Raw genomic sequence first — 12879 nt, forward strand, 5'->3', positions numbered from 1 at the left:
AATTCAGATTCTTTGCCCTTACATAAACCGGATATCCGCCTTCTTTATATTCCGTAAACTGCGGGATTGTTCCGCTCCAGGTTCTGCCGTTAGTGGAATACTCAATGGTCGTTCCCTTTATGTCACTTGCTTCGGCCGCTTTGATTCCATGGCCTGCTCCGTCATATACATGGCTTAGGCTTTCCGCATCTACCTTGATTTTAAGGTCATCTCTCTTATTAATTATCAACAGTCCCGTTTCAAGACTTACTACATAGTTCTCCGTTACATTAGTTTCTCCTGACAGTATCCTTACGCTGTCCTCTGCTACTCTTACCACCTGCTCTCCGGCTTCAGTTCTCTTATTATTTTCCAGAACTGCACTTACCTTATGATCCTTTAAAGCTCCGGCTGTATTTTCTTCATTCGATACAGTATAAGTAATTTTTGTTACTTCTTTCTCACTTCCGTCATAATCTTCTGTCAGCGATCCCGCATAAACAGTAATTGGGCGTTTTAAAATAACTGCCCTGATTACAGTTTGCGTTTCTTTAAACTTATCCTTTTTAGCCTTAATTCTAACGGAATATTCTCCTGCCTCAATTTCCGATGGATTTTTTGTGACCTTATAACTTCCAATTATATTATTTGTAATCTTAGCTACTTCATAAGTATAATTAGGAGTTATTTCTATTCCACTCCCATTGATTTGAGTAGTCAGACTCTCAATTAAATTTTGTGGTTCTCCATTATAAATGCGGGTAGCGCCTGTTGCATTAATACTCATCGTTGAATCCAAATAAATCTGATATCTTGTCTCGTATCCTGCACACAGCTTTACATTTTCCAGTGATTCATCACTACCAGATGTATATAGAGTCTTCCAGCCTTTTTTTCCATTTGGTAAATCTATTTCTTGAACTATGTTAAAGGATTTATAAGATAAATTGTCCCAACCTGTGTTATCTCTATATATTCCTAGTATTTGATTCGCCAGTTCTTCTATATCATTTACACTATAGGGAACCGACTTATTATTGCTATCCATGCCATTCCATGATAATCTGGTAATCCATTCATCACCACTCATTTGATAATTTTCCTGATTCTGATCATTGATCAAATCAGTAATTTGAATTCCATTAAACCAAACGGTATAGGCAGCCCTTTTTGTGTAAGTCACATAGATAATATCCATGTTTTCCTTAAACACTTTAGGATTATTTTTGTCTATTACAAGACTCAGGTCATAATCTTGAATACTTTTTTCTGGTATATTATATATAGTTCCAAAAGTACCTGTCAATTTCTCGGATTTTGCCAGCTCCTCAGCAGCACTATAATCAGCATCATCAGATACATACTCTACATATTTTACCTCTACAGACAAATTTGTCTTTCTATCATAATAAAGCTTAATGATAAGACTTCCATCTCCAGCAATAATCGGAGAATCCTGTGGTTGTGATGATTTTCCGACAAAGTACTCATCTTTATCATTCTGATACTCAAAACCATCAAAACTCTCAGCATTTATCTGTACTCTATCTCCTGTTTTTCCTTTTCCACTCTCCTCTTTAACTTTTGTATATCGAACTTCTGCTCCCGGCAAATTCTCCTGGTAATGTTCTATCTTATAATTTGCATCTTCACTCTTTGTCTTTACATATACATCAATATTTTCTTTGACATTTGACATCGCATAACTCGTAGCATCAGATGCTACTTTTACGGGTACACGATTAACTGTAACTTCTGATATACTATAACCTTCATCTATAATCCAGCTTCCTGTGGCATTACTACCCCAATCAACATATATAGGTGAGTCACTGGTTATATTTACATGATCATCTCCTGTTATTGCTATCGTATACTGTAATTTAAAGTATACCTTTAATACCAGCTTTCCATCGCCGCTTATCGTTCCCTGCCAACTTTTTATCTGTGAATTATCCAGTATATAACCAGCTTTTTCCGCGATTTTGTCATCTTTGTCTATTTCAACTAATGTCCCGGTAACTCCTGTACGTGTATCATCACGCAGCCTTGTATCTTCTACAAATTTACCATTATCTGAATTCTGATAATAATATGCAACACTATATTTTGTATTCTTATCAGGTGTCCACTGTGCATACAGAATATTATCTCCTGCTAACAATTTATACTGTGAACCTGGAGTATAATAAGTTCCGGTACCCTCTCGCTCAGTATTCCACCCGGAAAAAGAATAGCCAACTCTTGTAAAAGCATTGGAGGCAACGGTTACATTTCTATTAACACTGCCTTTCGTTGGTGTCATTACACCTGTACCGCCATTTGCATCATATGCAAGCTGTCCTGGCTTTAATACTTGAACATATCGGCCATAAAAAGTAGTATTTTCTGTAATACGACCTTCTGTAAACGACGCTTTAATCGTACACTCTCTATCTTTATACCAACCATCAAATTTATATTGATCACCGTCCACAGTTTTATCCGCTACTACAGGTACATTTAAATCCTTTATATTTGTATTCTTTTTTATATTTATTGGATACGATTCAACTGGTCTAAAGTTCTCATCTCCAACCTCTTGAACATCAAAGCTCACCGTACAATTTGTCTCTTCTACTAAGACGGCATAGCCATCAACGTGATAACAAGGTCCTATTTTGTGCTCTTCTGTACCTATGTTATAACCATCACTGCGTATTATATAGGACCAATTAACCGTATATGTGCCTTCACCGCCATCTTCATCATATACGTAAGACTTACCCGCTTTTGTAATAACAGGATATGATTTTGGAAACAGTTTTATATTGCTAACATCAAATTTTGTATTACCCGCTACATTATTGGGGTTGGGTATGTTTATAACGGTACCTGTATTTGAATATTCCCATGTAACTGTATATTTTTGATCTTCAGTACTATCTGGTCTCCAAATATAAAAATACGCTGTTGTATCGTTTGTAACTATAACTTTAAATGTTTCCTGAGTCCCCCTTTTAATAGTAGCCTCACCCTTGTTCACTCCAGAAATAACAACTGAATTCCCCCTATTACTTCCACTAATCTTTGCTATATTAGAATTGCTTGTTGTCCATGTTCCAGAGTTTAATTCGGAATTTAGTGTAATGGACTCTGCCTTGTTGATAGTTACTTCTTTATATACCTTCTTGGCAGCTATTATTGCATATATAGAAAAATGGCTTGCATCGAAAGATATATCTGATACGCTCTTATCTCCCGAAATATCAACAGCTTCAGAGACAGTTTCTACCCCCTGTACCTGATCCGCTTCTACTACCTTAATACTTCTTTCTGTAACATCAAGAGAACCTGTATCTACGTGTACAATCTCTAAACTTTCAGCTTCCGCACTCTTCTCTTCAATTGCCTTACCTGCAAATGTAACTTCTACATATCCATTTTCACTCCAGCTATTATCCAGAGCCTCCAGTTCGCCTGCTTCATTATCCACAAATAGCTTAATATCATAAGCCAGAACCGTATTTGCTGAAGTATCTTCACCAGTCTCCTCTGCCGTCTTTTCCTTAACAGCCTCCTCAACCTTCTCCGTAACTTCCGTCACCTTCGCCACAGTTCCTGCCGGCAGAATTCCTTCTTCTGCATGAAGGCTCACGACTACATCGCCCAGAGTCTTGCTGAAATTAAATTCCGGATGCTCCCCGGTCTCCGCCATCACCACAACGATTTCCTGTTCTTCCTCAATCTCCGGAACAACAAACCGTTTTACGCCTGTATCTGCATTAGAAACAGTAGCTTCGTCATCTTCTACAGCTTCAAGGCTTTCTCCATTTGCAGTTACATGGTCAATAACATAGCCAACCTGTGGTTTTACGGCAAATGTTAAATCTTTTCCTTCTTCTACATTCTTAGCGCCCTTTACAGCAGCCGTACCAACTGGTGTAACCGCATAAGTAACGGCATAGCCTTCTTTAGACACGTCGATATGCAGCTTATCCAAAGTAGTAACATAGGCCTTTGCATAATAGGACTCATCCAATACTACCTGGCCATAGGTCTTGCCGCTGGTGGTTCCTGTTTTCGATACTTCTTCTTTTTCGTCAGCTTCAGGATCCACTACCAGAGAATCGTTCTTCTTTCCGTCTTCTCCGTTAGCAGCATGATCCTTTCCATCAACTGTTGTATCGTCTGCCTTATTATCTTCCGCAGCATTTTTGTCTGCATTATCCTTATCAGAATTATCATCAATTACAGCATCGCCCTGGCCGTCGTCCGGTTTGGATACTTCGCCCTGGTCATCTGCCTTAGCATCAGAAGAATCCTGGTATTCTCCATTGTCAGGAGTCACAGCATCTGCCTTATTGTCCTCACCAGCGCTGTTCCCTTCTTCTCCATCAGGAGTCACTACTGCATCTTTATCAGCATTGCCGCCGTTGCTGCCGTCTTCTGTATTTGTATTGCTATTAACATCTTCGCTATCATGCTTATCGCTGGTATCTGTGTTATCAGCTTTATCGGTTTTATCAGCGGCATCAACTTCATCTTCCTTACCTTCATCAGAAGATACCTTGTCGCTCTCCTTACTTCCCGCATCACCATTGACTGCAGTTGTAAGAATATGAGTATAATGACGGTTCAAGGTCGCTGCCGATACCAGAGAGTCCCCCTGATCGGAACCGCTGTCAGAAGAGCCGCTGTCAGACGCCCCACTATTCGAAGCCCCGCCATCAGATGCCGCCCCACCATTGGAAGCTCCACTCTCAGAATTCCCCGCTTCGGCCTTTCCGCCGTCTTCGGTCTTGTTCGTATCGCTATTCTGCGCGCCGCCGTTCGTTCCGGTATGGTCTTCCGGCTTCTGAACTTGTTCTTCTTTTCCTGTATTCGTATTGGAATGATCGGTATTTTCCCCATCTGCGTTTGCATCCGGGTTCTGAACCGTTCCGTCATTTATTCCGTTTCCATCACTTACATTAGCATCTGGATTCTGAACGCCATCTGCTGCATTTCCATTTTCTCCGTCTAAGCCTGCATCCGGATTCTGAACCTCACCGTTTGCCGCGCCTTCTCCGTCCACATTCGCATCCGGGTTCTGTACTTCGCCGCTTGTGGTACCATTTCCATCAGCCGCATTGCTGTCCGGATTCTCTACGCTTCCATCAGCCGCATTTCCGTCCGGATTCTGCACGCTTCCGTCAACCGTTCCGTTTTCCCCGCCTGCATTCTCATCCGGGTTCTGTACTTCGCCGCCAGCCGCGCCGTTCGTACCCGCACCGCCAGCGCCTCCGTTACCGTTTCCTTCACCGCCAACCGGTGCAGTCGGTGCTTCCGCATCCAGTAAAGTAGAATTCCCCTTTACCGTTACCTTCTGAGTCGTATATCCGTCAATTCTGGAACGGAATGTCACTCTCGCATCAGAATCGTTGATATACAGGAAAATGATATCCTCATCGCCTGTAATCTGATATCCTTCGGGATCGCCGTTAATACGGATAAACATACGAAGCTCTGCTCCGTCTGCATATTCCTCTTCGTCCATATCGTAAGCCGGTGCAAACTCAAATACAGAACCTGTTTCAAACAGCCTCTGATATTCCTTTGCAAGGCTTCGGTCGGATGTATCCACGCCGAGGTCCTCAAAATTAAATTCATCGCCATTATCAATGGCTGCCTGTGCAGAGTCTCTCAAATCCTCTCCGCTCATCACAAATGTAGCATTCTCTTTCTCAAAAGCAGCGGCCACATCCGCCCATGACACCATGTTAAAAGAAGTCATGGTAAGAACAAATGACAGGAATCCCGCCAAACCTCTTTTTAACTTTTTCTTTAATCCCTTCATAGCTTCCCCTCTCTTACCCTTCCATTAGGGCACTCTCTCTATTTTTATGCACATATCTGTCTTCATATAAAATCCATCCGTCACTGCTCTCCAGTGCGGAGGTCATCAGGAGCACCAGCTCCATGAAACTTCGGAAGGCCTGTTTTTCACCGGTTTCCCTCCAGCGTATAACGCCCTGCCAGGTCGAATGTTCCCGGAACAGGATCTTGATCAGAAAGGTGGCTTCTTTCCCGCCTTCCCTGTAAACGGACCACATCTTATCCGATATAATCCTGATGTCTTCGTTCTGTACTCCGGAATCGTCTTCCCTCAGGTTGCCAAGTCCGATAAAGTGCCCCATGGCATCAGCCAGGGCTATGGTTCCTGTAAAATCTTCCAGATAATTGAGGAAGGCGTTCTGAACACTTCCAGCCAGCAGACCGCCCTCGAAGGAGTCTACGGCGATCTGGCAGACATTTGAGGTCTTTTGTGACTGCCTCCGCTCGCCCGGTCCGTTCAGCACCCGTTCTATCCAGTAGGTCATCTGCAGAAAACTCTCAAATTCCTGTTTTTCCTGCCCTTCCAGCCAGGAGATCTCTCCCTGCCAGCTCGTGTTGTATCTGAACTTTACGTTGAGTTTAAATGTGGCCAGCGTACCATCTTCCAGCTGATCATATTCCTGTACGGGAGGTTCAGGAAGCTTCGTTCCGCCAAATCTCCGGTAATCCATCGTTCTCTTCGGATTCGCCAACTCGTCGAATATCCGGTTCATGTGAAGCATCATCTCCAGGTAATTCTCAAACCGGATCCCCGGCGCCGTGCCTGCGTGATATATGATGCCGCTCATACAGCCATTCTCAAATCCATTTACCGATATTTTGAAGTAGCGGGAAGAGTTGCGGTTCATACTCATCTTTGCTATCGTCATAAATTTTTCCTTCTCCCTCTGTTCAGAGCTTTAGTTTATCTATTTTCATTACATTATCTTCAATTAAATATAGTTTTACCCAGTGTCTGTAACCAGTATATACCATATCGGTTACAAATTGGTTACATTTTAAGTTTTTTTGAAAATAAATTAAAATTATTTGTAATGCGTAACCGTAACCTTGTAAACCGCATGAAATCGATGTCTAAACACGCAAAAAAGCGCTGAAAATTTTGTGAGATTACATCTCCTCACGTATTTCCGGCGCTCATTTGAAAGCTTTTATTCAGTTTTGTTCTCATGGACGGTTACAAACCCTGGCGCATCACTTCTATTTCAATTCCTGAAGTATTGATTTTCCAATCGTTCCTTCCGGCATTGTGACCCCAAAATTGTCTGTGATGGTAGCTCCGATTACGGCAAAGGTATCTTCTGACGGGATTCTTCCACTTCCACTCATAGAAGGAGAATATGCCAGAAATGGAACTTTCTCTTTCGTATGATCCGTACCGGTATAGGTCGGATCATTGCCGTGATCAGCCGTTAAGATCAGTAAATCATCTTCTTTTAACTTGCTCAGAACGATCTGCAGCTTCTCATCAAACCGCTCAATCTCTTTTCCGTAACCGATCGGGTCGCGGCGGTGTCCCCACAGCGCGTCAAAATCCACCAGATTTACGAAGCACAGGCCGTGAAAATCCTTATCCATGACTTCAATGGTCTGCTCCATTCCATGAACGCTGCTCTGTGACTTATAAGCCTCCGTAATTCCCTCTCCATCAAAGATATCCTTAATCTTGCCAATGCTTATCACATCGTACCCCGCTGTCTTTAAGGCATCCAGCGCAGTTGGTCCGTAGGGCTTTAACGCATAGTCATGGCGGTTAGGAGTCCGTTTGAACTCGCCCTTCTTCCTGCCCACATACGGTCTGGCAATCACGCGGCCCACCTTCCACTCGTCTCTCATCGTCAGCTCCCTGGCAATCTCACAGCAGCGGTACAGCTCGTCAAGTCCGAAGGTCTCCTCGTTTCCGCAGATCTGAAGTACAGAATCGGCAGAGGTGTAGACGATCATGTCTCCGGTCGCGATCTCATGCTCGCCATACTCGTCTAGAATCTCTGTTCCGCTGGCCGATTTATTGCCCACGATCTTATGTCCCGTGCGTTTTTCCAACTCCTCGATCAGTTCCTTCGGAAATCCGTGCTCGGTAAATGTCTGAAATGGCTTCGTAATATGAAGTCCCATCATCTCCCAGTGTCCGGTCATCGTGTCCTTGCCGGTACTGGCTTCATTCAGTTCTGTGTAATAGGCCAGCGGCTTCTCTGCCGGCTCTGCATGAATTAAGGGATGCAGGTTTGCAATTCCCATTTTTGCAAGATTCGGTATGTGAAAGCTCTCCATCCGCTCATCGATATGTCCCAGCGTATCCGTCCCCACGTCGCCATAGTCCGCCGCATTATCCATCGCTCCGATTCCCAGGGAATCCAGCACAATGGTAAAAATTCTGCGATATTTTTCCATATTGTATCATTCTCCTTCTGTCTGCAACACTATTTATATTGGTTGATATTGGTATTATACTCCATAAAAATCATTTTATAAAAGGACAAATGTCTTAATGAATTATTTTTTCTAATTATGATTGGGAAAAGATAAGCCGTGAGAGCTCTCGCTGAGCAGGCAGACATCTTGTATACAGCGCGCTGCCTCTGTTACAGTTCACTCCCCACCAGGGGCACCGCAGTTCTGTTCGGCCGGGCAGGCTTCCTCAGCCTTTCCAGTGACTTTGCAGGGTATTAGAAGTTCTTAACACGCAAAATTTTTCGTTCAGGTGAAATTCCCACTTGTCTGAGCGCAGCGAGTTTGGGAATTTTACCTGGTTTTTAGAAAGATTCTGCACGTTTAGAACTTCTTATGCCCGAAACCGGAACTGGAAAGGCTGAGGAAGCCTGCCCGGCCGAACAGAACTGCGGTGCCCCTGGTGGGGAGTGAACTGTAACCTGCCTCTTGATTTCTCTGCTTTTTTGGTGACAATTCTGTTTACTTTTATCCAGAATATGGTATATTTGTAATTAGAAAGATTACATTTTAGGCAGACATAAATTGTATAACAAAAAGGAGACGAGGCCCAGGCCTCCAAACGTTATTTATGAAAGATATCATGGATTTACACACCCATACCACCGCAAGCGGTCATGCATACAACACACTTTATGAGATGGCACGCTCTGCCTCAGAGAAAGGTCTCACGCTTTTCGGTTCGACAGATCATGCACCGAAGATGCCGGGAACCTGTCACGAATTTTATTTTATTAATTTTAAAGTCATACCGCGCACCCTGTTCGGCGTAAAGATACTGATGGGGTCTGAACTAAACATTCTGGATTATACCGGCCGTATTGATTTAAGGGAAGGCATACTGGAACGTCTCGATTACACTATCGCCAGCATCCACGAACCCTGCTACAAATGCGGTACCGTTGCGGAAAATACAAATGCCTATTTAGGGGCCATCAAAAATCCTTATGTTAAAATCATCGGCCACCCGGATGACGGACGGTTTCCTATTGATTACGACACGGTCGTAGCCGCAGCCGCGGAACACCACACGCTGCTGGAGCTTAACAGCAGCTCACTGCATTCGACAAGCATGCGGCTCCACGCAAAAGAAAACTACCGGATCATGCTGGATTTATGTAAACACTATAAAGCGTCTGTCATCATTGACAGCGACGCCCACATCGAGGCTGATGTGGGAAATCATAAACTTGCCTGGGAGCTCATTAAAGAGACCGGCTTCCCGGAAGAGCTGATTGTAAACGGTTCTCTGGACCGTCTGCTTCCGTATATCCCCAGGCTAAAGGAGTGCTTATGATAAACTTTCTGAATCTGGAATATTTTCTGGCAGCGGCCGAGGAACTGAACATCACCCGGGCAGCTAAACGCCTATATATATCCCAGCAGTCATTAAGCAATCATATTTCCAATCTGGAAAAGGAGTTTGACGTCCAGCTTTTCAACCGGACGACACCACTGACACTCACCTATGCCGGAAGAGCGCTGAAGCTGCGCGCCAAACAGCTGCTGGAACTAAAGGATGAGACTTACCGCCAGCTGGCCGATATTAAGGATTTTACCACCGGACAGATATCCATCGGAGTTTCTCACACACGGGGACGTTTTCTCCTTCCCGCTATCCTGCCGGTCTACCGTGAAAAGTTTCCGAACATCGAGCTTCACCTGGTAGAAGGCAATTCATCGGAGTTAAGTACTTCCCTGATCCGGGGAGACATCGACCTGATTATCGACCTGCTTCCATTTAAAGCGGAAAATGTGGAGACCGTCACGATCTGTGAAGAAGAGATTCTTCTCATCGTTCCCGATCAGATCCTGGACAGCTTTTTCCCCGGCCGCCAGGAGGAAATTAAGAGTCAGCTGGAAGAAAATGCGGACGTGCGTTTGTTAAAAGATTGTCCATATCTTCTTATTAATAAAGGAAACCGCGTCCGGACCATTGCCGACGAAATTTTTGAGGATGCACAGATCACGCCCTCCATCGTTCTTGAAACGGAAAATATTGAAACCGTACTGGCTTTGGCAGGCAAAGGGATGGGAATCACATTTTATCCCAAGATGTTCATGTCAGGAACCGGGCTTATGACCGATCTGCCAAAGAATAAAAAGGGACTCAATTTCTATTCCCTTCCCAAAGGGCGCACACACGGAATTCTGGCCTTTGGCTACCATAAAGGCCGCTATCTGTCCCAGGCTACGGAAGAATTTATCCGTATCGCCAGGGAAAACATATAAAAACTAATTTAACATAGGAAAAACTACGTTTTTACCTGTATTTTCGACCTTCACAGCATTGACAATCACCATTTGGTAGTGTATTATTAAATAGTAACCATTATCAGTATTATTACTATTTTAATGCAAAGGAGCTGCTATGAAGACATTGAAGTATAGCCGTCAGCGGGAATCCATCAAATCTTGTTTGATGGCCAGGCATGACCATCCGACTGCCGACGCCCTATACACATCAATCCGCGAAGAATATCCAAACATCAGCCTTGGGACTGTCTACCGCAATTTAAACCTGCTGGTGGAGTTGGGGGAAATTCAGAAGCTGACATGTGGAGATGGGGCAGATCATTTTGATGCAGACACATCACCGCACTATCATTTCGTATGCAGGGACTGCGGCCAGGTCTACGACCTGCCTTTAAAAACCCTGGATAACATCAATCAACTGGCTCAGGAATATGCGGCCGGCCATGTTGACAGCCATACAATCTTTTTCTACGGTACCTGCAAAAATTGTTTGAAAAAAAATTTACAATAAGTATTGACAGAAGCAGAAAGATGTGCTAAATTAATATCAGTAATCATTACTGTTATTGATTACAACAAAACAAGTTCAATAAAAACAAATATATAAAAATGAAAAGGAGACATGAATTATGAAGAAATGGGTTTGTACAGTATGCGGTTATGTTCACGAAGGAGAGACTGCTCCGGAATTTTGTCCAGTATGTAAGGTACCGGCAGAGAAGTTCAAATTACAGGAAGAGGATATGTCATGGGCAGCTGAGCATGAATTAGGAGTAGCTCAGGGCGTTCGTGAAGATATCATCAAAGATTTAAGAGCAAACTTCGAGGGTGAATGTTCTGAAGTTGGTATGTATTTAGCTATGTCCAGAGTCGCTTTCAGAGAAGGCTATCCGGAAGTTGGTATGTACTACAAGCAGGCTGCTTACGAAGAGGCTGATCACGCTTCCAGATTCGCCGAATTACTTGGCGAGTGTGTAACTGCAAGCACAAAGAAAAACCTTGAATTAAGAGTTGCTGCTGAGAACGGCGCTACTGCTGGTAAAGTTGACTTAGCAAAGCGTGCTAAAGAGTTAAACCTTGATGCAATTCATGATACCGTACATGAGATGGCAAGAGACGAAGCTCGCCATGGCAAAGCATTCAAGGGTCTGCTTGACAGATACTTTGGCTAATTCATAAATATTCACTTCACCATTTTCAGGGAACGGCATAGCTTGATTATACCGTTCCCTGGTTTTCCATCGGAAGATCCGGATTGGGAACGAATTCACTCATTGAACAGTCGGGTTCATTGGATACCAAAGAAAAAGTAATCAGGAGGGTTTATCACATGTCTAAATATGCAGGAACAAAAACAGAAAAGAACTTAATGGACGCTTTCGCAGGCGAGTCTCAGGCAAGAAATAAATATACATATTATGCTTCTGTAGCGAAAAAAGCTGGCTACGAGCAGATGGCTGCTTTATACTTAGAGACAGCAGATCAGGAAAAAGAGCACGCTAAAATGTGGTTCAAAGAATTCCATGGCATCGGCAGCGTTGAAGAGAACCTTGCAGACGCAGCCGAAGGTGAAAACTACGAGTGGACCGATATGTACAAGAGAATGGCTGATGAAGCCAGAGAAGAAGGCTTCGAAGAGTTAGCCATCAAATTTGAGTTTGTTGGAAAAGTGGAAGCTGCTCATGAGAAACGTTACTTAAAGCTTCTTGACAGCTTAAAGAACGATAAGACCTTCAAGGGCGACGCTCCTCTTGGCTGGAAGTGCCGCAACTGCGGATACGTACATGAAGGACCGGAAGCTCCTGAAGTATGCCCGACATGTGCACATCCGAAGGCTTATTTTGAAAGAAAAGTTGAGAATTATTAATTCTTAATCCATAAAAGCGACTGCGGAATCCGCTGTGCAGGCAGCGGAATAGCCAGTATCTTTGGAGAATAACTCCCTGTGGGAAAGGATCGCAATAGACGGATCCATTTCCACAGGGAGTTATTTTTTTGCCTGCAATAAGGCCCGTCCTGTCTGATTCTGCATTCTATTCCTGATCTGAACCGCATAATCTGTCAGGAGGTGATCCATATGCAATCCTGTGAATTAGTAATCTCCATATCGAGTCTGGCCTGCTGCATTGCCGAAGGAAAAAGTGCCGATGAAATAGCACTTCTCGCGTCTATCCTCTCACAGCTGGGCGATACGCTTGCCACGATTTCCGCGCATCAGGCTTTATGCTGTCCTTCGGAGGATACAAAAAAGTAAAAGTATGCTACAATAGAAGTATCCAAAGCAGTATATCGAATATATTCTGACTTCACCATTTAACGTATATTCTAAAGAGAAAGACT

General features: G+C 43.5%; 9 protein-coding genes. 6 read left to right on the forward strand and 3 right to left on the reverse strand.

Annotated elements, in window-relative coordinates:
• The 3 genes from H8S75_RS28035 to H8S75_RS28045 all read right to left on the reverse strand — a co-directional run.
• A partial coding sequence (locus H8S75_RS28035; protein ID WP_187024337.1) for an InlB B-repeat-containing protein occupies positions 1 to 5797 on the reverse strand: 5797 nt, incomplete at its 3' end.
• Positions 5798 to 5810: 13 nt separating this feature from the next.
• Positions 5811 to 6704: a hypothetical protein gene (locus tag H8S75_RS28040; RefSeq protein ID WP_187024338.1), complete on the reverse strand. Its 894-nt coding sequence runs from the start codon at positions 6702 to 6704 to the stop codon at positions 5811 to 5813.
• Between the two features lie 331 nt (positions 6705 to 7035).
• A complete protein-coding gene (locus H8S75_RS28045) occupies positions 7036 to 8226 on the reverse strand; it encodes a phosphopentomutase (RefSeq protein ID WP_187024339.1) in 1191 nt (396 codons plus the stop codon).
• A 628-nt stretch (positions 8227 to 8854) separates the two neighbouring features.
• Here H8S75_RS28045 and H8S75_RS28050 point away from each other — a divergent pair.
• From H8S75_RS28050 to H8S75_RS28075, 6 genes are all read left to right on the forward strand, one after another.
• Positions 8855 to 9580, forward strand: coding sequence for a phosphatase (locus H8S75_RS28050; protein WP_187024340.1), 726 nt, complete (start codon positions 8855 to 8857; stop codon positions 9578 to 9580).
• Positions 9577 to 10515, forward strand: coding sequence for a LysR family transcriptional regulator (locus H8S75_RS28055; protein ID WP_002605220.1), 939 nt, complete (start codon positions 9577 to 9579; stop codon positions 10513 to 10515). Before H8S75_RS28050 ends, H8S75_RS28055 begins: the two co-directional genes overlap by 4 nt.
• 139 nt (positions 10516 to 10654) lie before the next feature.
• Positions 10655 to 11050, forward strand: coding sequence for a Fur family transcriptional regulator (locus H8S75_RS28060; protein WP_187024341.1), 396 nt, complete (start codon positions 10655 to 10657; stop codon positions 11048 to 11050).
• A gap of 118 nt (positions 11051 to 11168) precedes the next feature.
• Positions 11169 to 11711 carry an NADH peroxidase gene (locus H8S75_RS28065; RefSeq protein WP_002605222.1) on the forward strand — a complete coding sequence of 181 codons (543 nt, stop codon included), beginning with the start codon at positions 11169 to 11171 and terminating at the stop codon, positions 11709 to 11711.
• 158 nt (positions 11712 to 11869) lie between these two features.
• Positions 11870 to 12406 carry a rubrerythrin gene (gene rbr, locus H8S75_RS28070; protein ID WP_187024398.1) on the forward strand — a complete coding sequence of 179 codons (537 nt, stop codon included), beginning with the start codon at positions 11870 to 11872 and terminating at the stop codon, positions 12404 to 12406.
• 210 nt (positions 12407 to 12616) lie between these two features.
• Positions 12617 to 12793, forward strand: coding sequence for a DUF6774 domain-containing protein (locus tag H8S75_RS28075; RefSeq protein WP_187024342.1), 177 nt, complete (start codon positions 12617 to 12619; stop codon positions 12791 to 12793).
• Positions 12794 to 12879: the final 86 nt, after the last annotated feature.

The organism is Hungatella hominis, from assembly GCF_014288005.1.
GTDB classification, from domain to species: domain Bacteria; phylum Bacillota; class Clostridia; order Lachnospirales; family Lachnospiraceae; genus Hungatella; species Hungatella effluvii.

Coding starts and splice junctions, on each gene's coding strand:
- H8S75_RS28040 (WP_187024338.1), bottom strand. CDS start 6,704: ATGACGATAGCAAAGATGAGTATGAACCGCAACTCTTCCCGCTACTTC.
- H8S75_RS28045 (WP_187024339.1), bottom strand. CDS start 8,226: ATGGAAAAATATCGCAGAATTTTTACCATTGTGCTGGATTCCCTGGGA.
- H8S75_RS28050 (WP_187024340.1), top strand. CDS start 8,855: ATGAAAGATATCATGGATTTACACACCCATACCACCGCAAGCGGTCAT.
- H8S75_RS28055 (WP_002605220.1), top strand. CDS start 9,577: ATGATAAACTTTCTGAATCTGGAATATTTTCTGGCAGCGGCCGAGGAA.
- H8S75_RS28060 (WP_187024341.1), top strand. CDS start 10,655: ATGAAGACATTGAAGTATAGCCGTCAGCGGGAATCCATCAAATCTTGT.
- H8S75_RS28065 (WP_002605222.1), top strand. CDS start 11,169: ATGAAGAAATGGGTTTGTACAGTATGCGGTTATGTTCACGAAGGAGAG.
- rbr (WP_187024398.1), top strand. CDS start 11,870: ATGTCTAAATATGCAGGAACAAAAACAGAAAAGAACTTAATGGACGCT.
- H8S75_RS28075 (WP_187024342.1), top strand. CDS start 12,617: ATGCAATCCTGTGAATTAGTAATCTCCATATCGAGTCTGGCCTGCTGC.